This window comes from Bacillus sp. FSL K6-2861 (assembly GCF_038630725.1).
GTDB lineage: Bacteria > Bacillota > Bacilli > Bacillales > Bacillaceae > Bacillus > Bacillus velezensis.
The window spans coordinates 2413103-2432945 of record NZ_CP152037.1 but is presented as its reverse complement, the minus strand read 5'-3'; the positions used below and the strand labels follow the sequence as shown (position 1 = coordinate 2432945).

Sequence of the window (19843 nt, the reverse complement as noted above, 5' to 3'; positions counted from 1 at the left end):
TAAATTCCCTTCCAAATTCCAGTTTCTCGTAATATAGTTGTAATGTAACTTTTCAACGCATTTTTACGACAAAAAAGTGAACGGAGGGGTTTCCCATGGAAGAAACCTTTCAGATATTATATGATGCATACCATCAAGATTTATATCAATTTTTATTTTATATGGTAAAAGATAAGTCGCAGGCTGAAGATTTGACGCAGGAAGTGTATATCCGCGTCTTGAATTCCTATCATACATTTGAAGGAAGAAGCAGTGAAAAAACATGGCTGTTGTCCATCGCACGCCATGTGGCGATTGACTGGTTCCGCAAGCAGCAGACGATCAGACAGCGTATTATGGGTACGTTTGATTGGGATACACAAGATGTCAGAGATCAGCATTTGCTTCCGGACGAACTCGCCGTACAGCATGAAAACGTCCGGGAAATTTATACCGCGCTTGATCATTGCACTATTGATCAAAGAGCTGTTATTATCTTGAGATTTATTCAGGGATATTCCATTCAGGAAACAGCCGCCGCTCTCCGCTTCTCGGAAAGCAAAGTCAAAACGACCCAACACAGAGGGCTCAAAATACTTCGGAAACAGATGGAGCTTTTGAGGGAGGAGCTAATGGATGATGAAGTCATATTGGAACGAAGAAAGAGTAGAGGAGTTGTTAAGACAACTTCCGGCGGTTAGAGATCATCGTTCACCCGAGGCCATTTACCGGAATATTGAAACGGGTAAACCGTACAGAAAAAAACCGGCCCGAAGCTGGATCGGCCCCGCCGCAGCCGGCGTCTGCGCATTGTGCATCGCTCTGATTATATCTCCTCACCTGATGACAAACAAATCTTCCGGTGATCTTACCGCTGACAGCCGCCAGACTGAAAAAGCCAGTCAGTCAGCTTCTGTCAAGCCGCCGGATCAGAAGACGTTCGTCGTCTCAAACCAAAACAAAAACAATTACATTACTTTGGCATTTGCCGATTCAGAAACATCCGCCGTCATACCGGTCAGTTTTGAAAAAAAGAAGCCGGATGAATCGGTATCAGAGGCTTTATCCGAAGCGGAAAACCTAGAAGTGCCCGAATCCTTCCTGTCTGTGCCGAACCTTTTGGAAGGTGTGCAGGTAACGGCGGATAAGAAGGATTTGCTTGTGCAGGTAAACGGACGGCTTTCTATCGAATCAGTTGCCGATGCTGACTTATTGAAAAAGATGCTGAAAGAGACTTTGACATGGAGTCCTTACGAGCGGATTAAATTGAAAAAGGTTCAAAACGGAGCCGGACAGGATTTTTATAAATCTTACGGCATATCCGCTGAAATGTCCGTACATAAACAGACAAACCGGGCGTATTTTTCTTACAGCGACAGTCTGGGACAAGAGTATCTCATCCCGTCTGAACAAACCTATTATTCAGTATATCAGGCTATTGACGGGATGAAGACAACAGACGGAGGCTCACAGACTGCGAGCATTATAGAAGCCGATGCGATTGCATCGGTATCGGAAAGGGAAGACGGCGAGCAGCTGCGGATTCAATTGTCCGAAAAACATAAGGTTGAAGATTCGCTGGAAGGGATTTTAATGATCGAAGGGCTTCTGTTAACTGCGAAGGAATTCGGTTATTCTGAGGTGCTGTTCACACATGCGCATACAAAGAAAATCGGTAATTATGATGTGACAAAACCTATCGCTGTGCCTGCCGCGCCTAATCCGCTTCCAAGCCATTAACGTAAAAAAACCCAAAACATATGAATGTTTTGGGTTTTTTGTTGGTTACGGAAGGTCAATCAGTTTAACGGAAACAATATCCTGAATTGAAGTCAGCTCATTGACGACTTTATCATCTAAATGTTTATCAAAAGAAAGCATCATAATGGCTTCTCCGCCTTTTTCTTTACGGCCTACCTGCATGGTAGCGATATTGATATCGTTATCGCCGAGGATGCGTCCTACGCGTCCGATTACACCGGTCGTATCCTGGTGCTGGATATAAACGAGGTGGCCGGCAGGATTTAAGTCAATATTAAAGCCGTTCAGTTCAACGATTCGTTCACCGAAGTGAGGGATATACGTAGCCGTTAACGTAAATGTGCTCCGGTCTCCGGTTACTTTTACGCTGATGCAGTTATCATATCCTGATTCATTGGAGGAAATCTTCTCGCTGAAGCTGATTCCGCGTTCTTTTGCTACACCGCCGGCGTTCACTTCATTGACCGTTGAGTCTACACGCGGTTTTAAGAAACCGGATAGCAGGCTTTTTGTAATAAATGATGTTTCGAGTTTGGCGATGGTGCCTTCATATTGAATCGCAACATCTTTGACGGGTTCCTTCATACATTGTGACACGAGACTTCCGATTTTATCAGCAATTTGGTGATAAGGCTGGATTTTTTTGAATTCATCTTTCGTCATCGCAGGCAGGTTGATCGCTGACATGACAGGCAGACCTTTTGCAAACTGCAGCACTTCTTCAGAAACCTGTGCAGCGACATTCAGCTGTGCTTCTTTCGTTGAAGCGCCTAAGTGAGGTGTGGCGATCACCAGCGGATGGTCGGGAAGCTTTGATTCAACTGGCGGTTCCACTTCAAACACGTCAAGGGCAGCGCCTGCGACATGGCCGCTTTCCAGCGCTTCCAAAAGCGCCGCTTCATCAATAATGCCGCCTCTTGCGCAGTTGATAAGACGGACGCCTTTTTTCGTTTTGGCAATGGTTTCTCTGTTAAGCAGTCCTTTTGTTTCCTTTGTTAAAGGCGTGTGGACGGTAATGATATCCGCGCTTTCAAGCACTTCTTCGAATGTCCGGCTGTTTACGCCGATTTTGCCGGCTCTCTCTTCGGTTAAGAAAGGATCGAATACATGAACCGTCATACCGAACGCTCTGGCGCGCTGGGCAATCTCGCTTCCGATCCGGCCCAGACCGACAATGCCTAAAGTCTTTCCGTAGAGCTCCGCCCCGACAAAAGCCGTCCGGTTCCATTCTCTTGATTTTACTGAGATATTGGCTTGCGGAATGTGTCTCATTAATGAAGAAATCATCGCGAATGTATGCTCTGCCGTTGAAATGGTGTTTCCATTCGGCGCGTTTATCACGATAACCCCATGTTTTGTAGCCTCATCAATGTCGATGTTGTCTACGCCGACACCGGCTCTGCCGACGATTTTTAAAGAGGTCATTTTTTTAAACAATTCTTCGGTTACTTTCGTGGCACTGCGGACTAACAGGGCATCAAAGGTATGTAATTCATCTTCTGCATCCGCGACGTTTTTTTGAACAATTTCTATAAAGTCTGATTCCATCAGCGGCTTTAAGCCGTCATTGCTCATCTTATCTGAGACCAAAACTCGAAACATTGTTAGATTTCCTCCTAGTTTAGCTGACTAAATATCTGATAATTTATCATATTCTCAATAGAGTGTCAATGTGTATTGACGCAGTAAAGGAGAAAAGGAAACCGCTGAATCAGCTTAAATTGGGCTTCCCCAATATTTTATTTAAATTTGAGCAGTTCTCTATACAATTGCAACTTGATCATATATAATGTGAATAAATTCATAAGATCAATCTTCGGGGCAGGGTGAAATTCCCTACCGGCGGTGATGAGCATCATGCTCTAAGCCCGCGAGCTGCTTCGGCGGCAGGATCCGGTGAGATTCCGGAGCCGACAGTATAGTCTGGATGGGAGAAGATGGAGGTTCAGCAGACGTTTTGATGCTTATATCAAACGTTTCTTTGCCAAGCCTTAGTAAGCTCCCGCTTTTTAACAAAAGCGGTTTTTTTATTGGGGCGCAAAAGAACCTTTCCTCTTTTCGAGAGATTTGATCGAAAAGGAGAGAGCATTGTGAAAGTAAAAAAATTAGTTGTCATCAGTATGCTTAGCAGTATTGCTTTTGTGCTTATGCTGTTAAATTTCCCGTTTCCGGGTCTGCCGGATTATTTGAAAATTGATTTCAGTGACGTTCCTGCAATTATCGCCATTTTGGTTTACGGGCCTGCGGCGGGAATTGCGGTTGAAGCGATTAAAAATATTCTGCAGTATATCATTCAAGGAAGCATGGCCGGCGTGCCTGTCGGGCAGGCAGCCAATTTTATCGCGGGAACGCTGTTTATTCTGCCGACGGCGTTTATGTTTAAAAAGCTCAATTCGACAAAAGGGCTTGCAGTGAGTCTGCTGGCTGGAACCGCGGCGATGACCGTATTGATGAGTATTTTGAACTATATTCTTATCCTGCCCGCGTATACTTGGTTTTTACATTCACCGGCATTGTCAAACAGCCAGTTAAAAACGGCGGTTGTGGCAGGAATTCTGCCGTTTAACATTGTAAAAGGTGTTATCATCACCATTGTCTTTACGTTCATCTTTACGAAGCTGAAACCTTGGATTGAACAAAAACGCAGCATCCAGACACAATAACCACTCCAAAGCGCCCGCTCTGTAAAACACAGACCGGGCGCTTTTTTGATTGTTTGATCACGCAAAAAAAATAAGACTCCGGCCGATAACAGCCGGAGTCTTATTCAGGACGAAAAAGCTCCTCTCACGGGGAGGGCTTTTTTATTCGTATTTCAGCGGGTCGCCTTCGAACGGTTCATCCGCAACTTTGATTGAATCAGTAGGGCATCCTTCAAATGCGTCAATCATATCTTCTTCCAGAACTTCCGGAACTTCGACGACGCCTTTATTTTCGTCAAGCGTAACGAACGCAATGCCTTCATCATCATAATCATAAATGTCTGGTGCCGCAGCTCCGCAGGCGCCGCATGCAATACACGTATCTTTATCTACAATTGTGTACTTTGCCATGAATAAAACCTCCCAGATTGTTCGTGTTGGAACAAATGGTTTACCTTATATATTTTTAAATATAACACCTATTCCTCTTACTTATTGTAATGATGTTAGTGTCAAATTTCAACAGAAAAATGATTGAGAATGCTTATCACATAAGGGATTCTCTTTAGCACTTCCCCCTAAAAGATGACTTTAAACGTCAAATTTATATGAAAATCTGTTAAAATAAAAAGAACCAAAAAACGAAACTTGTCACAGAAGAAATGTAGGTGTGTTTAGATTGGCGATAAACTACTTTGATACCGTGGTTCTCGACTGTCTGGACAAAATAGACGGCGAACGGACTCCGAGTGCTGTGTTTCATTTATTAAAAGGAAAAAAGTCGTCTCAAACCATTCAGGATGCCGGCTTATTTCAGATCGCTAAATATTTCGGCATGGCTTCACATTGTGAACGCGGCGATATTGCGGCTTCTTTGCATAAACTCACCGAGAACTCATACATTACAGCCGGAAAAGAAGAGGGAACGTGGAAAGTGACTGCGCGCGGCGTTCAAAAGCTTGAACGGGCGTTTGCCGAGCGGCCTTGGCCGAAGCACTGCCACGGCGCGAATTATCAAACGCCTGCTGTTACCCTGTGGAGGCGGCTTTCCCTGCTCATTCAAGTCCTGTCAAACAAAGAGCATCAATGTAATCAATATATCCCGGTTACAAACGATGTGCAGACGCTGAGATGGGTCAAACGGTTCATGCAGAAAAACATAGACGCTAAAGAGCTCTCCGTCCAAATGCATGAGACGCTGTTTCACCTTCTGCAAGGCGTAAGTGAACGGCAGGCGCTTATTTTTGTCTATTCTTTAACTTCATTCAACAGAATCGGTAAAACGAATAAGCAGCTTGCTCTCCAGCTGAACAAAGATGAATGGTATGTGTCCGTCCAGTTTTGGGGAGCGGTACATTATGTTATTCAATCGCTTCCGCAATGTGCATATCCCGCTCTGCGCGAGCTGTTGTCCGATCTGCAGGCGGAAAGCGCGCTGACACAGTCTGCCAGAAAAACCTTTGAGCTGTTGGAAAAAGGGTTTCCGATTGAACGGATCGCCGCGGTCAGAAATTTAAAAACCGCCACAATCGAAGATCATATCGTAGAAATATCATTGCATCAGCCTGCATTTTTTACAGAACAGTATCTTTCTGAAGAGGAACAGCGTATGATAACGGCATTTGCAAAACAGCATCAAACGAATAAAATTAAACGGATTCGCGAAGGAATGCAGATGCGCTTCAGCTATTTTCAGATCAGGCTGGCGCTGGCAAAGACGGTGAATCAGCATGACTGAGCTGCATAAAGCTTTATCCAGGTATTTTGGTTTGCATTCCTTTAAAAAAGGGCAGGAAGAGATTATGACTAGCGTGCTCCAAAAAAAAGATACGATCGCCATGCTTCCGACCGGCGGGGGAAAATCATTATGCTATCAGCTCCCGGGTTACATGATGGACGGGCTGGTGCTGATTATTTCGCCGCTCCTTTCATTAATGGAAGATCAGGTGCAGCAGCTGAAAGCGAAAGGGGAAAAGCGGGTTGCGGCATTAAACAGCATGCTGAATTCCGCAGAGCGGCATTTTATCCTCAGCAACATCAGCCGGTATAAATTTCTCTATATGTCTCCTGAAGCCCTTTCTTCACCTTATGTACTGAACCGCTTGAAAAACGTCCCGGTCAGTTTATTTGTTATTGATGAGGCTCATTGCATATCAGAATGGGGACATGATTTCAGGCCTGATTACTCGAAGCTCGGACCTTTCAGGCAGGCACTCGGAAAGCCGCCTGTATTGGCGCTGACCGCAACAGCGACAAAAGAAACGCTCAGAGACGTGACGGATGTGCTCGGACTTGAGCATGCGGTGCGTCATCTTTATTCAGTCAACCGGCCGAATATTCTCCTGGCGGCAGAACATTTGGCTGATAATGCCGAAAAAATAAGCAGGCTCACGGAGCTTGCCGAAAAGCTTGAAGGCCCGGGTATCATATATTGTCCGACCAGAAAATGGGCGGAAGAGCTTGCGGCTGAGCTGAACGAAAAAACGGGAAAGCGGACGGATTATTATCACGGCGGAATGGATACAGGCGACAGGATTTTAATCCAGCAGCAATTTATCCATAACCAGCTTGATTGCATCTGCTGCACCAATGCGTTCGGCATGGGTGTGGATAAGTCAGATATCCGCTTTGTCATTCACTTTTATCCTCCCCAAACGGCCGAGGCCTTTATGCAGGAAATCGGCAGAGCGGGACGCGACGGCAGCCCGAGTGTCAGTATTTTGCTGAGGGCGCCCGGCGATACCGAGCTTCAGCAGCAGATTATTCAGACAGAAAGCCTGTCTGATTATGACCTGGAAGGCATTCTGGCCGTCATACGGGATGCCGGTACGAGTGATGAGCGAAAGCTTCGGGACGTTCTGATCAATAAGGGCGTCCAGGAAACACAGGCGCGAACGGCCGTCCATCTGTATCTGCAAGGAAAAACCACAAAAGACCAGCTGCAGGAAGAACTGACATACCGCGTGGAAAAGAAGCTGCGTAAAATGAATCGTTTTTCGGCGTTATTAGAGCGGAAAGAATGTATAAGAGAAGCGCTGCTGTCTTATTTTGATGAACCGTATGAGCCTGATGGTCAAACCGGACAATGCTGCAGCAGCTGCGGACTTGATCTGGCTCCGTACGAGCAAAAAGGAGAACGTAAAAATATGGAACGGTTTGAAGATTGGAAGCTGGAATTAGGCCGGATTTTCGGATCAGAGTCTGCGGGTGAGTTCAGCTGAGACGGCAAAGCGAATTGATCCGGCAGCTCTCAGACCGGGAGATTGTGATGCAGCTGTACGCCACCCAATTGCTCATATTGGCGGTTTCAGCTGTTATCGGCTTTTTCTTTTTTACCGACATTCACGATTTTTTAAAGCTGTGGCATATACGTGACGATAATATCATATGGTACGGTGTAACTCTTGCCGTCCTTGTCATTTTTGCCGATCTGGCGGTGATGAAATGGTGTCCTTCGCATTTATATGATGACGGCGGCATTAATGTATTCCTTTTTAAGAACAGGCCGGTGCTGCATATTTTGTTTTTGACGCTCCTCATTTCGTTCAGCGAAGAGATTTTGTTCAGAGGCGTTCTGCAGACACATATCGGCTTATGGGCCGCCAGCTTCATTTTTACCGTGCTTCATTTCAGATACTTGGCGAAGTGGCTTCTGTTTATGATGGTTGCGGGTATCAGTCTTTTGCTGGGGCTTATCTATGAATGGACCGGCAATTTATTCGTTCCGGTTACAGCGCATTTTATTATTGATGCGGTATTTGCCTGTCAGATCCGTTTTCAATATGTTAGGAGGGGTTTGCATGACGGAAATGTCAAGAGTTGAAAGAAGAAAAGCTCAGCTGCGTGCCGAGCAGCAGGTTGCCGCGGCCGCGGATGAACAAATTGAATATCTTGAAGACAGCCTCCCGACAAGACAATCTGTAAAAGAGGAGCGTAAAAAAAAGGAAGAGCAGGTGAAGGAAAAAACCAAAACAAAAACGCCGCTGTTCACTTTTCTGACCGTCCTGTTCATTATCGTAACAATCGGTGTCTTTTTCGGTCTTCTTTATATGACGAACAGCAGCAGATTTGACCCGAAGGACTATGAAGATGTCTTCATAGACCACAGTGAAAGCGCGCCTGCCGTTATTCCGAAAGGCGCTCAGAAAGAAACGTCAGAAACTGCTCTTTTAGAACAACCGAAAAAAAAGTCTGACGACAAAGATAAGAAAGAAGCGGCTGCACCTGAAAAAACGAAAGAAAAACCAAGTGAAAAAACACCTAAAAAAACGGAAACGCCCTCAGAAAAACAAGTAAAGCCGACAGACACCGAATACGCGGAGACAAAACAGCAGTCTCCGCCGGCTGTCCGTGAAAAAGCAGCTCCGGCTGCCGCGAGTGATCAAGCCGGGACTGTCCCGAAAAATGTGCGGACCGTACAGCATACTGTACAGCCGAAAGAAACACTTTACCGCATTTCAATGAAATATTATAAAAGCCGGGCGGGCGAAGAAAAAATCCGCAGCTACAACGGATTAAACGGAAACGACGTGTACACCGGCCAGGTTCTGAACATTCCGCTGTCTGATTAAAATAAATGCATGTTTTCACCGCGTTTTTCATATAGTGTACCAATGAAAACGGACAAGGTGTGAAGCGCATGGATTCTTTATGGAAGCAATTAGACCGATTTGCTGACGGACCGACGAAACAAATGCTTCAGGCGCTGGTGAAACGGAAATTAAAATACGAAAATTATGCCGCACAATGCCGAAGATGGCAGTGGGCGTCCCTCGTTTGTTTTTCCCTGATGTGCATACTGCTGATGTTTAAAAGCTTTAGTGCCCCCCAAGCCTCTCCGCAGCTGATTCTGCAGGAAATATTAGGCCATACGGTTTACTTGTGCTGGATTATGGCTTCCGCTTTTGCGTATTGCACTTCTTATTATTTTAAAAAAAAGGAAGAAAAAGCTGAGGGTGAATTTCATAAACTGAGATGTGAAATTATCCAAAAAAGCACGGATTTATGGCCCCAGCCTGAAAAATGGAGGGCGAGAGAATCTGTTTTTCACTTGATGAAACATCGGTATGATATCAATCTTTATTTTGAAAGCAAATAAAATGAGGCGTTTTCCGGAAAGGATAGAAACGTCTTTTTTTGTTTGTCCGTCTAATATAAGACAATGACAGAATGGAGAGTGCGTTTATGAAGCTTACAGCGGGAATTCTCGGCTCATTGGCGGGAGCGGCTGCGGTTATGGCGGCCGTTATGTACAAAACGGCAAACGGCAGCCATCTGAAAACACATACATTTACGCTTGATAAAATGAAGGGGATGAAGCCGCTCACCATCTTCTTTATATCTGACGTGCACCGCCGTTTAATTGATGAAAAGCTTCTCCGCGAAGCGGCAGGTTATAAGCCGGATGCCGTTTTGCTCGGCGGTGATTTGGCGGAGGGCGGAGTTCCTTACGCCAGAATTGAAGAAAACATCAAACGTCTGACGGCTCTTGCGCCTGTCATGTATGTGTGGGGGAATAACGATTACGAGGTCAGCCAGCAAAAACTGCTCTCTCTTTTACGGGCATATAAAGTGATCCCGCTGAGAAATGAATCGTTTCAGTTTGCTTATAAAGGAGAAACCGTTACGATCTGCGGCGTGGATGATATCAGGATGATGATGGATGATTACGATGCTGCAATCAGATATACGGATGCTGACAAAGTAAACCTCCTGCTTTGCCATAACCCGGACATTCATGAGCAGATGAGGGAGTCAGACGGGATTGACGCTGTGTTCAGCGGCCATACGCATGGCGGCCAAATCCGTTTCGGCCGGTTCGGGCCGTACGAATTGGGCGGGACGGGAACGGTAAAAAAAGCGCATTACCTGATCAGCAACGGCTACGGGACGACAAAAGTTCCGCTGAGGCTCGGGGCGAAACCGGAGACGCATATGATTACACTGTGCGGACCGGATGAGCCGTCTTCCTGAAACAAACCCGGCCGCGGTGATAAAAAACGGCATTCTGCTTGTCTTCCCGCTGTACACGGTGTAAACTGATAACAAATTAAGAACCTATGACTCATTTATTCATATACTGTGTTATATGATTTGTGTGCAAGAAGAGGCAGGAGGGAACATTATGCGGCTTGAGCGTCTGAACTATAATAAGATTAAAATCTTTTTAACCCTCGACGATCTGACTGATCGGGGACTGACAAAAGAAGACCTCTGGAAGGACTCGTTTAAAGTCCACCAGTTATTTAAAGATATGATGAATGAAGCAAATACAGAGCTCGGCTTTGAAGCGAATGGTCCGATCGCGGTGGAAGTATATTCTCTTCAGGCACAAGGCATGGTTGTGATTGTAACGAAAAATCATGACGCGGACGCAGAAGATGACGAATATGACGATGATTATATCGAGATGCAGGTCAAACTTGACGAAAGTCCGGATATTATTTATCAGTTCCATTCGTTTGAAGATATCATTCAGCTTGCCGGAAGCCTTCACCGAATCGGGATTACCGGCGGCACCGTCTACCACTATGAGAACCAATACTATGTAAGCCTTGAAGACCTCGGCTCCCGTTCCGCCGAAGGCGTCATCGCGGTGCTGGCTGAATACGGACACCCGGCGACGATTACGATTTACAGGCTCCATGAGTACGGAAAACTCATCATGGACGGCAATGCTGTGGAGACCATCCAGAAACATTTTTCATAAAAAAGATTTGAAACGGCAGCTGTTTTCAGCGGCCGTCTTTTTTTAAGCGAAATAATGGAAAAATCATTGTCTTTCTTCTATGCACGGAGATATTGAAGGTGTATACTAGTCACTGAAAGGGAGCATGAGAGAAACAGAAGATTTTAGGAGGTTAACTCAAATGGCAGCCGATCGATTCACCGGTCATAATGAAGAAGACAAACATGATGTATTAAAATCAACCCAAACCGTAATACATAAAGCTCTGGAAAAATTGGGGTATCCAGAAGAAGTGTATGAACTGCTGAAAGAGCCGCTCAGATTATTAACGGTTAAAATTCCTGTTCGGATGGATGACGGGTCTGTGAAAATATTTACAGGCTATCGTGCGCAGCACAATGATTCCGTAGGTCCGACAAAAGGCGGCATTCGTTTTCACCCGAATGTAACTGAAAAAGAGGTGAAAGCACTTTCCATCTGGATGAGTTTAAAATGCGGAATTATTGATCTTCCTTATGGCGGTGGTAAAGGCGGAATTGTTTGTGATCCGAGAAATATGTCATTCAGAGAGCTTGAAAGGCTGAGCAGGGGATATGTCAGAGCAATCAGTCAGATTGTCGGACCGACTAAAGACGTCCCGGCACCTGACGTATTTACAAACTCACAGATTATGGCTTGGATGATGGATGAATATTCAAGAATTGATGAATTTAACTCACCCGGCTTTATTACGGGAAAACCGCTTGTACTCGGCGGATCCCACGGCAGGGAATCAGCGACGGCAAAAGGCGTCACCATCTGCATAAAAGAAGCGGCCAAGAAAAAAGGTCTCGATATTCAGAACGCGCGCGTCGTCGTACAAGGTTTCGGAAACGCGGGCAGCTATCTGGCCAAGTTTATGCATGACGCCGGCGCGAAAGTTGTCGGAATTTCTGACGCGTACGGAGGCCTTTACGATCCGGACGGTCTTGATATTGATTATCTGCTTGACCGCAGAGACAGCTTCGGAACGGTGACGAAGCTTTTCAATGACACCATTACGAATCAGGAGCTGCTTGAGCTGGACTGTGATATACTTGTCCCGGCGGCGATCGAAAACCAAATTACAGAAGAGAACGCTGACCGCATCAAAGCGAAAATCGTTGTAGAAGCGGCAAACGGACCGACGACACTGGAAGGAACGAAAATCCTGACAGACAAAGGAACGCTGCTGGTTCCCGATGTTCTGGCGAGCGCCGGCGGTGTAACGGTTTCTTATTTCGAATGGGTTCAAAACAACCAAGGCTTCTACTGGAGTGAAGAAGAAGTCGAGGAAAAACTGGAAAATATGATGATAAAATCGTTTAATAATATTTATGAAATGTCCCAAAACCGCCGGATTGACATGAGGCTTGCGGCTTACATGGTCGGCGTGCGGAAAATGGCGGAGGCTTCGCGTTTCAGAGGCTGGATATAAACCAATCGTTTGCATAAACAAAAAAAATCTCCTATGATAATATAGGAGATTTTTTATATGAGTGGAAACTTATGATGGAAATGCCAATCGCAGGAGTTGAAGGACATGACAGAAGAAAAAGCAATTATAATAGGCGGAGGTCCTTGCGGATTATCGGCGGCTATACATCTGAAGCAAATTGGCGTGAACGCGCTTGTGATCGAAAAAGGGAATGTCGTAAACAGCATTTATAACTATCCGACCCACCAAACTTTTTTCAGTTCAAGTGAAAAATTGGAGATCGGCGATGTCGCCTTTATTACGGAAAACAGAAAACCGGTCCGAATACAGGCTCTCTCTTACTACAGAGAGGTTGTCAGAAGAAAAGAGCTGCGCGTAAACGCCTTTGAAACGGTGGAGCGCGTAACGAAACAGGAAGACGGCCGTTTTCTTGTAGAAACATCAAAAGACCGCTACCTCACTCCGTTTTGTATCATTGCGACAGGATATTATGATCATCCGAATTATATGAACATACCGGGTGAAGGGCTTCCTAAGGTATTTCATTACTTTAAAGAAGGCCATCCTTATTTTGATAAAGATGTTGCTGTGATCGGCGGGAAAAACTCAAGTGTGGACGCGGCTTTGGAACTCGTGAAGTCCGGTGCGCGCGTCACGGTGCTCTACAGAGGACATGAGTACTCCCCGAGCATCAAGCCGTGGATTCTGCCTGAGTTTGAGGCCCTCGTCAGAAACGGCACAATCCGGATGGAATTCGGCGCTTGTCTTGAAGAAGTGACGGAAGATGAAATCATTTTCCGCTCCGGCCGAAATGAGACGGTCCGGCTGAAAAACGATTTCGTATTTGCCATGACGGGATACCATCCCGATCACGGTTTCCTCGAAAAAATCGGTGTGCGGATTGATGCGGAATCAGGCCGGCCGTTTTTCCGGGAAGAAACGATGGAAACAAATGTTGACGGTGTTTTTATCGCCGGAGTCATTGCGGCTGGAAATAACGCCAACGAAATTTTTATCGAGAACGGCCGTTTTCACGGCGGCTTGATCGCAAACGAAATATCAAAACGGCTGGGTGCAGAGAGCATATGATCATTCATATGCTCTTTTTTAAAAAAATTGAAAGATGTAAAAGTATGAACAACATGGTACGATAGATATAGGAATATAAAGGAAAGAGGTTGCCTGATGTTTGCAATCATCTCTGCAGGAATTGCTCCCGGCATTGCGCTGTTAAGCTATTTTTATTTAAAAGATCAGTATGACAATGAACCCGTACATATGGTGCTGAGGTCTTTTTTTCTCGGGGTTGTCCTTGTGTTTCCGACCATGTTTATCCAATATGTTCTTGAAAAAGAGCATGTGGGGGGAGGAAGCTTTTTCGTTTCGTTTTTGTCTTCGGGATTTCTGGAAGAATCGGTGAAATGGTTCGTTCTGATGATCAGTGTGTATCCGCATGCTCATTTTGATGAGCATTATGACGGAATCGTTTACGGGGCCAGTGTGTCTTTAGGATTTGCCACGCTTGAAAATATTCTGTATCTATTCGGCCACGGCGTTGAGCATGCTTTCATCAGGGCGCTTCTGCCGGTCTCCTGCCATGCGCTGATCGGAGTGATTATGGGATTTTATCTCGGAAAAGCCCGCTTTTCGCAGAAAAAAGCCCGTGTCAAATGGCTTGTGATTTCGCTGGCCGTGCCTTCATGTCTGCACGGTTCTTACGATTTTATTCTTACCGCCCTCAATCATTGGGTATATTATATGCTGCCGTTTATGCTGTTTTTATGGTGGTTCGGGCTGCGAAAGGCAAAAAAAGCACGCTCCGTCAATATGATCCAAGTGTGAAGAAACCGCGCGTCGCGTGCGGTTTCTTTTTTATGCCTTGACAGGGGATAAGAAGGAAACGTGCATAAAAATAACCTCGTGACAGACAATACGGGTACACTTTAAATTTTGCAGTAGGAGGCTTGAAGAGATGAAGTGCAAAGGAGCCTTTATGGCATGTCTCATTCTATTTTCTTTCGCCGCTGCTTTCTTCGATCATCATGAAACGGTTCATGCGTTTTCAAATCAAGTGATTCAAAGAGGCGCGACGGGTGATGATGTTATAGAATTGCAGGCCCGTCTTCAATATAACGGATTTTATAACGGGAAAATCGATGGTGTTTACGGCTGGACCACATACTGGGCCGTGAGAAATTTTCAGGAGAAATTCGGCATGAAACCGGTTGACGGCCTCGTCGGCGCGAAAACCAAACAGGTGCTGATTTCAAAATCAAAATATTACCGTGAATATGTAATGGAGCAGATCCAAAAAGGGAATACGTTCACTCATTATGGCAACGTCCCATTGGAAAACCAAACAAAACCGAGGGCCGGAACGCAGAAGCCGGCGGGAACGAATAAGCCTGCTCAAAAGCCGCAAAACAATAAAGGCGGTCAGTCAAATCAAAAGCAAAATACGACAGCGGCCAATATGCCTGGCGGTTTCTCAAACAACGACATCAATCTTCTGGCACAGGCTGTGTACGGGGAAGCGCGCGGTGAGCCGTTTGAAGGGCAGGTTGCCATCGCCGCGGTTATTTTAAACCGTATTAAAAGCCCGTTATTTCCGAATACGGTGGCCGGCGTCATTTTCGAACCGCTCGCGTTTACCGCCGTTGCCGACGGCCAAATATATATGCAGCCGAATGAAAGAGCAAAAGAAGCGGTTCTTGATGCGATCAACGGCTGGGATCCTTCTGAAAACGCAATTTATTATTTTAATCCTGATACGGCGACAAGCAAATGGATTTGGGGACGTCCGCAGATAAAAAGAATCGGAAAACACATTTTCTGTGAGTAAAAGTACGCAAAATGAGGTGTTAACATGATTAGAGGAATCATTATCGCTGTTCTCGGTGTCGCGATCGCCGCAACCGGATATTGGGGATATAAAGAGCATCAGGAAAAAGATGCGGTCCTTCTGCATGCGGAAAATAATTATCAGAGGGCTTTTCATGAATTAACGTACCATGTAGATCAGCTTCACGACAAAATCGGGACGACGCTTGCGATGAACAGTAAAAAATCTCTGTCTCCGGCGCTCATTGATGTATGGAGAATAACATCTGAAGCTCATAACAATGTGAGCCAGCTGCCCCTGACTCTCATGCCTTTTAATAAGACGGAGGAGTTTTTATCCAACATAGGAGATTTCAGCTATAAAACATCCGTCCGGGATTTAGACCAAAAACCGCTTGATAAGAAAGAATATACAACACTGAACAGCCTGTACAAACAGGCGGAGAACATTCAAAACCAGCTCCGCAGCGTTCAGCATCTCGTCATGAGCAAAAATTTACGGTGGATGGATGTTGAGATGGCGCTCGCCTCTGACAAAAAACAAAGCGATAATACGATCGTCGACAGCTTTAAAACAGTCGAAAAAAATGTAGGCGCTTTTTCTGAAGACAGCATCAGCCCCACATTTACAGGAGCAAATACAGAACAAAAAGGTTTTACGCATCTGAAAGGAAAACAAATTACGGAAAAAGAAGCGGTCAAAATCGCGCAACGGTTTGCGCCTGATCATAATTATTCAATTAAAGTGGTCAAAAGCGGCAGGAAAACGAATCGGGACGTATACAGCATCCGCATGAAAGACGCCGACAACAAATCTTTTATCTATATGGATATTACCCAAAAAGGGGGACATCCTGTCTATTTGATTCAAAAACGGGCCGTGAAGAAACAAAAGATCAGCCTCAATGAAGCATCTAACCGGGCTGTCGCGTTTTTAAAGAAAAACGGATATGAAACAAAAGGTCTCGAAATTGATGAAAGCGCGCAATATAATAACATCGGCGTCTTTTCTTTTATTCCCGTGGAGAAAAACGTCCGCATTTATCCGGAAGCCATCCGAATGAAAGTGGCGCTGGATGATGGTGAAGTCGTCGGTTTTTCCGCGCGTGATTACCTGTCGGCGCACCGCACGAGAACGATTCCGGCTCCCTCTTTGTCAGCTGATGAAGCGAAAGCGAAGCTGAATAAAAATGTTGAAGTGCGGGAGACCCGGCAGGCGCTGATCACGAATGAGCTCGGTCAGGAAGTGCTTTGCTACGAAATGCTCGGGACGATCGGGAAAGACACGTATCAAATGTTCATTAATGCGGACGACGGAAAAGAGGAAAAAATAGAAAAGTTAAAAAGTGCAGAACCTATATATAAAGACCTATAAAAATAAAGGAGGAAAGGACTAAAAGTCTTTTCCTTTTTTTCGTTACATGCTTTAATAAAAGCATAAATAATGAAAGAGTGAAGGCCCATGATAGCTGTCGGAGATTATATTTGGATTGAATACATAGAGAACAATGAGCCCAAAAAAGCGAGGAGCAAAGCAGTAAGCGTTGAAAACGGCGAACTGCACATCTCATATCCCGTCGATCTGGATTCGGGACGGACGGTCTTTTTGCATAAAGGATTGGAAATAACAGCGGAATTTATGGGGAATGGCCGCGTGCCGTATCAATTTAAAAGCATAATCAAAGGAAAGAAAAAAGACCCCATCCCGATGATCGGATTGGACATCCCCCCTCAGGAGGAAATGAAGCGGATTCAAAGACGCCGATACGTCCGTGCAGACGCAGTATTGGATGTATCCGTCAAAATGGAAGCGGAAAAAACCGCTTTCCAAACGGTTTCCTCTAATATCAGCGCCGGCGGAATCGCTGTTGTGATGCCTGAGCATATTTCCGCGGAACCAGGTGAAAAGCTGTATGTCTCATTTTCTCTTCCCGGCAAGGAAAATACAGCCGATATTACGGCCGAGGCTGTTACCCAGCGGATTTTTTATGATGAAAAGGCGGATAAACAAAAAATGACGCTTGAATTTGCAGAAATCGATCCCGCTTCACAGCAGCTTTTACTCCAATATTGTATGCGCGCGCAGCTGCAGCAGAGAAGAAACAGTCTGTCGGAATAAACAGCAGCACACTTTTCCATACTAATCATAATGGAGGTGCGCGTGTATGAAAACGTTTGAACGTCTGCTGGTCAAATTGGTCTGCATTCAGCTTATCATTTTGGGCACGGTGCAGTTCTTGCTTCATTATCAGCCTATTGAACCTTATATTTCGAAAGCTGTGAAATATGAGGGAGTTGATAAAATGGAGAAAAAAGAATGGATTGAAACGGTAAAGCGGTAAATCAGCTCAATTTTTTCGCCCCTTTTCCGGCAGTTCATGATACAATCCATAGAGGAGTAAAGAGCAAGGAGAGAGATTATGGACAAGAAATTATCAATTGCGATCGACGGGCCGGCCGCTGCCGGAAAAAGCACCGTTGCTAAAATAGTGGCTGAGAAAAAATCATATGTGTACATTGATACAGGAGCGATGTATCGTGCCATTACATATACGGCGCTCAAGCAGAATGCCGATTTAACTGATGAAGCCGCGCTTACAGAGCTGCTGAAGCGTACGGAAATTGAGCTTGTATCCGCTCCGGAAGGACAAATCGTTCTGGTAAACGGAGAAGATGTGACAGAAGAAATCCGTAAAGACGAAGTCAGCAACCAAGTATCAATCGCCGCCAAGCATAAAGGCGTCAGAGAAGAAATGGTCAAAAGACAGCAGCAGCTCGGACAAAAAGGCGGTGTCGTCATGGACGGCCGTGATATCGGTACTCATGTGCTGCCTGATGCCGAAGTGAAAATTTTTCTGCTCGCGTCCGTAGAGGAAAGAGCGAAGCGCCGATATGAAGAGAATAAGAAAAAAGGCTATGACGTGAATTACGAGACGCTCATTGAAGAAATTGCCAGACGCGACAAACTCGATTCAGAGAGGGAAGTTTCCCCGCTGCGCAAAGCGGAAGACGCGATTGAAATCGATACGACGTCACTCAGCATTGCCGAAGTCGCAGGAAAAATTCTGGAGATCGTCGAACAGAAATCACGTTAACTTCGGGCGGAGCGCTTTATAATTTTTTTCGAAAGACAAGATGTTATTGCTTGACAAACCAGTCCATTTATTAGAAGTTAATACTAATAAAACTTTTTATTGATCATTCAAAATCTTTTTGGATGATTCTTTAATACATATTCGGCTGAAAAGCGGACATTCACATGTTCAGCTTTCAAACCGTATTAATTAAGCTGTGTAGGTTTGGACCAAGGAGGTTATTCAAATGACAGAGGAAATGAATCAAATTGATGTTCAAGTGCCAGAGGTTGGAGATGTAGTAAAAGGGATTGTGACAAAGGTAGAGGACAAGCATGTAGATGTCGAAATTGTCAATGTCAAACAGTCCGGAATCATTCCAATCAGTGAATTATCAAGTCTTCATGTAGAGAAAGCATCGGATGTCGTAAAAGTTGACGACGAGCTTGACCTGAAAGTAACAAAAGTGGAAGACGATGCTTTGATTTTATCTAAACGTGCCGTTGATGCTGACCGCGCTTGGGAAGACCTTGAAAAAAAATTCGACACAAAAGAAGTGTTTGAAGCTGAAGTGAAAGATGTGGTGAAAGGCGGTCTCGTCGTTGATATCGGCGTTCGCGGCTTCATTCCCGCATCACTTGTCGAAGCTCATTTCGTCGAGGATTTCACTGACTATAAAGGGAAAACCCTCTCTCTTATCGTCGTTGAACTCGACCGTGATAAAAACCGGGTGATTCTGTCACACCGGGCTGTAGTGGAAAAAGAACAGACAGCCAAAAAGCATGATTTTCTCCAAACACTTGAGGTTGGAAGCGTGCTTGAAGGAAAAGTGCAGCGTCTGACTGATTTCGGCGCATTTGTCGACATCGGCGGAATTGACGGGCTTGTTCATATTTCGCAGCTGTCTCATTCACACGTCGAAAAACCGTCTGACGTGGTGGAAGAAGGTCAGGACGTAAAAGTGAAAGTACTGTCCGTAGACCGCGATAACGAACGTATTTCTTTATCTATTAAAGAAACGCTGCCGGGACCTTGGAGCCAGATCGGCGAAAAGGTAAAACAGGGAGATGTGCTTGAAGGAAAAGTGCAGCGCCTTGTAAGCTTCGGCGCCTTCGTTGAAATTCTTCCGGGCGTGGAAGGACTTGTGCACATTTCGCAAATTTCCAATAAACATATCGGAACGCCGCATGAAGTGCTTGAAGAAGGACAGACTGTTAAAGTGAAAGTGCTTGACGTGAACGAAAGCGAAGAGCGCATTTCCTTAAGCATGCGTGAGCTTGAAGAAGCGCCGAAAGCCGATCAGGAGGACTTCCGCCAATACCAGGCGAAAGAAGAGCCGAGCACCGGCTTCCAGCTTGGCGATTTAATCGGAGACAAGCTTAATAAATTAAAATAAATTGGT

At 45.3% G+C, this 19843-nt stretch carries 21 protein-coding genes and 1 riboswitch; of the genes, 19 read left to right on the top strand and 2 right to left on the bottom strand.

Translation table 11 applies throughout. The annotated features are described in order from the left end of the window. Positions 1-95 precede the first annotated feature (95 nt). Both sigX and NYE62_RS12010 read left to right on the top strand, forming a co-directional pair. Positions 96-680, top strand: a complete 585-nt coding sequence (gene sigX, locus NYE62_RS12015) for an RNA polymerase sigma factor SigX (protein WP_003153399.1) — start codon at positions 96-98, stop codon at positions 678-680. Next, a complete protein-coding gene (locus tag NYE62_RS12010) occupies positions 655-1719 on the top strand; it encodes a sugar dehydratase (RefSeq protein WP_144664664.1) in 1065 nt (354 codons plus the stop codon). The genes sigX and NYE62_RS12010 overlap by 26 nt, the downstream gene beginning before the upstream one ends. A 45-nt stretch (positions 1720-1764) precedes the next feature. Here NYE62_RS12010 and serA read toward each other — a convergent pair whose 3' ends face one another. After that, positions 1765-3342, bottom strand: coding sequence for a phosphoglycerate dehydrogenase (serA, locus tag NYE62_RS12005; RefSeq protein ID WP_007409437.1), 1578 nt, complete (start codon positions 3340-3342; stop codon positions 1765-1767). Between the two features lie 206 nt (positions 3343-3548). Then, a riboswitch (FMN riboswitch) is annotated at positions 3549-3683 on the top strand. Positions 3684-3830: 147 nt separating this feature from the next. Here serA and NYE62_RS12000 point away from each other — a divergent pair. Continuing rightward, positions 3831-4403, top strand: a complete 573-nt coding sequence (locus NYE62_RS12000) for an ECF transporter S component (RefSeq protein WP_015417737.1) — start codon at positions 3831-3833, stop codon at positions 4401-4403. Between the two features lie 141 nt (positions 4404-4544). Here NYE62_RS12000 and NYE62_RS11995 read toward each other — a convergent pair whose 3' ends face one another. After that, on the bottom strand, positions 4545-4793 hold the full coding sequence (locus NYE62_RS11995) for a ferredoxin (RefSeq protein ID WP_003153403.1): 249 nt from the start codon (positions 4791-4793) through the stop codon (positions 4545-4547). Positions 4794-5061: 268 nt separating this feature from the next. Between NYE62_RS11995 and NYE62_RS11990 the strand changes: the two genes are divergently transcribed. The 16 genes from NYE62_RS11990 (at position 5062) to rpsA (ending at position 19837) form a co-directional block, all read left to right on the top strand. Next, the gene (locus NYE62_RS11990) at positions 5062-6120 is read left to right on the top strand and encodes a helix-turn-helix domain-containing protein (RefSeq protein WP_242750400.1); all 1059 of its coding nucleotides are present in this window, start codon (positions 5062-5064) and stop codon (positions 6118-6120) included. Continuing rightward, positions 6113-7603, top strand: coding sequence for an ATP-dependent DNA helicase RecQ (locus tag NYE62_RS11985; protein ID WP_095352982.1), 1491 nt, complete (start codon positions 6113-6115; stop codon positions 7601-7603). Before NYE62_RS11990 ends, NYE62_RS11985 begins: the two co-directional genes overlap by 8 nt. A 14-nt stretch (positions 7604-7617) precedes the next feature. Further along, the gene (locus tag NYE62_RS11980) at positions 7618-8205 is read left to right on the top strand and encodes a CPBP family intramembrane glutamic endopeptidase (protein WP_095352983.1); all 588 of its coding nucleotides are present in this window, start codon (positions 7618-7620) and stop codon (positions 8203-8205) included. Further along, positions 8183-8953 carry a LysM peptidoglycan-binding domain-containing protein gene (locus NYE62_RS11975; protein ID WP_082998688.1) on the top strand — a complete coding sequence of 257 codons (771 nt, stop codon included), beginning with the start codon at positions 8183-8185 and terminating at the stop codon, positions 8951-8953. The genes NYE62_RS11980 and NYE62_RS11975 overlap by 23 nt, the downstream gene beginning before the upstream one ends. A 68-nt stretch (positions 8954-9021) precedes the next feature. Beyond that, positions 9022-9480 (top strand): YpbF family protein, encoded by a 459-nt coding sequence (locus NYE62_RS11970; protein WP_144664587.1) that lies wholly within the window; start codon positions 9022-9024, stop codon positions 9478-9480. Between the two features lie 86 nt (positions 9481-9566). Beyond that, positions 9567-10355, top strand: coding sequence for a metallophosphoesterase (locus NYE62_RS11965; protein ID WP_144664588.1), 789 nt, complete (start codon positions 9567-9569; stop codon positions 10353-10355). A gap of 151 nt (positions 10356-10506) precedes the next feature. Then, positions 10507-11091 (top strand): genetic competence negative regulator, encoded by a 585-nt coding sequence (locus NYE62_RS11960; RefSeq protein ID WP_003153412.1) that lies wholly within the window; start codon positions 10507-10509, stop codon positions 11089-11091. A gap of 160 nt (positions 11092-11251) precedes the next feature. Continuing rightward, positions 11252-12526: an NAD-specific glutamate dehydrogenase gene (gene gudB, locus NYE62_RS11955; protein ID WP_003153413.1), complete on the top strand. Its 1275-nt coding sequence runs from the start codon at positions 11252-11254 to the stop codon at positions 12524-12526. Positions 12527-12631: 105 nt separating this feature from the next. After that, the gene (locus tag NYE62_RS11950; protein WP_012117874.1) at positions 12632-13615 is read left to right on the top strand and encodes a YpdA family putative bacillithiol disulfide reductase; all 984 of its coding nucleotides are present in this window, start codon (positions 12632-12634) and stop codon (positions 13613-13615) included. A gap of 96 nt (positions 13616-13711) precedes the next feature. Then, positions 13712-14368: a glutamic-type intramembrane protease PrsW gene (gene prsW, locus NYE62_RS11945; RefSeq protein ID WP_003153415.1), complete on the top strand. Its 657-nt coding sequence runs from the start codon at positions 13712-13714 to the stop codon at positions 14366-14368. Between the two features lie 130 nt (positions 14369-14498). Further along, the gene (gene sleB, locus NYE62_RS11940) at positions 14499-15368 is read left to right on the top strand and encodes a spore cortex-lytic enzyme (RefSeq protein ID WP_064115478.1); all 870 of its coding nucleotides are present in this window, start codon (positions 14499-14501) and stop codon (positions 15366-15368) included. Positions 15369-15392: 24 nt separating this feature from the next. Continuing rightward, positions 15393-16742: a germination protein YpeB gene (gene ypeB, locus NYE62_RS11935; protein ID WP_342496965.1), complete on the top strand. Its 1350-nt coding sequence runs from the start codon at positions 15393-15395 to the stop codon at positions 16740-16742. Positions 16743-16829: 87 nt separating this feature from the next. Beyond that, positions 16830-17486 carry a flagellar brake domain-containing protein gene (locus tag NYE62_RS11930; protein ID WP_342496964.1) on the top strand — a complete coding sequence of 219 codons (657 nt, stop codon included), beginning with the start codon at positions 16830-16832 and terminating at the stop codon, positions 17484-17486. Positions 17487-17532: 46 nt separating this feature from the next. Then, positions 17533-17709 (top strand): YpfB family protein, encoded by a 177-nt coding sequence (locus tag NYE62_RS11925; protein WP_186314442.1) that lies wholly within the window; start codon positions 17533-17535, stop codon positions 17707-17709. Between the two features lie 78 nt (positions 17710-17787). Continuing rightward, entirely contained in the window at positions 17788-18462 is a 675-nt protein-coding gene (gene cmk / locus NYE62_RS11920; protein WP_014305316.1) for a (d)CMP kinase, read from the top strand. Between the two features lie 226 nt (positions 18463-18688). After that, positions 18689-19837 (top strand): 30S ribosomal protein S1, encoded by a 1149-nt coding sequence (rpsA, locus tag NYE62_RS11915; protein ID WP_003153426.1) that lies wholly within the window; start codon positions 18689-18691, stop codon positions 19835-19837. The last annotated feature ends 6 nt before the right edge of the window (positions 19838-19843 follow it).

Excerpts from the sequence above, each read along its gene's own strand:
- sigX (WP_003153399.1), top strand. The coding sequence starts at position 96 with ATGGAAGAAACCTTTCAGATATTATATGATGCATACCATCAAGATTTA.
- serA (WP_007409437.1), bottom strand. The coding sequence starts at position 3,342 with ATGTTTCGAGTTTTGGTCTCAGATAAGATGAGCAATGACGGCTTAAAG.
- NYE62_RS11995 (WP_003153403.1), bottom strand. The coding sequence starts at position 4,793 with ATGGCAAAGTACACAATTGTAGATAAAGATACGTGTATTGCATGCGGC.
- NYE62_RS11985 (WP_095352982.1), top strand. The coding sequence starts at position 6,113 with ATGACTGAGCTGCATAAAGCTTTATCCAGGTATTTTGGTTTGCATTCC.
- NYE62_RS11975 (WP_082998688.1), top strand. The coding sequence starts at position 8,183 with ATGACGGAAATGTCAAGAGTTGAAAGAAGAAAAGCTCAGCTGCGTGCC.
- NYE62_RS11970 (WP_144664587.1), top strand. The coding sequence starts at position 9,022 with ATGGATTCTTTATGGAAGCAATTAGACCGATTTGCTGACGGACCGACG.
- NYE62_RS11965 (WP_144664588.1), top strand. The coding sequence starts at position 9,567 with ATGAAGCTTACAGCGGGAATTCTCGGCTCATTGGCGGGAGCGGCTGCG.
- NYE62_RS11960 (WP_003153412.1), top strand. The coding sequence starts at position 10,507 with ATGCGGCTTGAGCGTCTGAACTATAATAAGATTAAAATCTTTTTAACC.
- gudB (WP_003153413.1), top strand. The coding sequence starts at position 11,252 with ATGGCAGCCGATCGATTCACCGGTCATAATGAAGAAGACAAACATGAT.
- NYE62_RS11950 (WP_012117874.1), top strand. The coding sequence starts at position 12,632 with ATGACAGAAGAAAAAGCAATTATAATAGGCGGAGGTCCTTGCGGATTA.
- prsW (WP_003153415.1), top strand. The coding sequence starts at position 13,712 with ATGTTTGCAATCATCTCTGCAGGAATTGCTCCCGGCATTGCGCTGTTA.
- sleB (WP_064115478.1), top strand. The coding sequence starts at position 14,499 with ATGAAGTGCAAAGGAGCCTTTATGGCATGTCTCATTCTATTTTCTTTC.
- ypeB (WP_342496965.1), top strand. The coding sequence starts at position 15,393 with ATGATTAGAGGAATCATTATCGCTGTTCTCGGTGTCGCGATCGCCGCA.
- NYE62_RS11930 (WP_342496964.1), top strand. The coding sequence starts at position 16,830 with ATGATAGCTGTCGGAGATTATATTTGGATTGAATACATAGAGAACAAT.
- NYE62_RS11925 (WP_186314442.1), top strand. The coding sequence starts at position 17,533 with ATGAAAACGTTTGAACGTCTGCTGGTCAAATTGGTCTGCATTCAGCTT.
- cmk (WP_014305316.1), top strand. The coding sequence starts at position 17,788 with ATGGACAAGAAATTATCAATTGCGATCGACGGGCCGGCCGCTGCCGGA.
- rpsA (WP_003153426.1), top strand. The coding sequence starts at position 18,689 with ATGACAGAGGAAATGAATCAAATTGATGTTCAAGTGCCAGAGGTTGGA.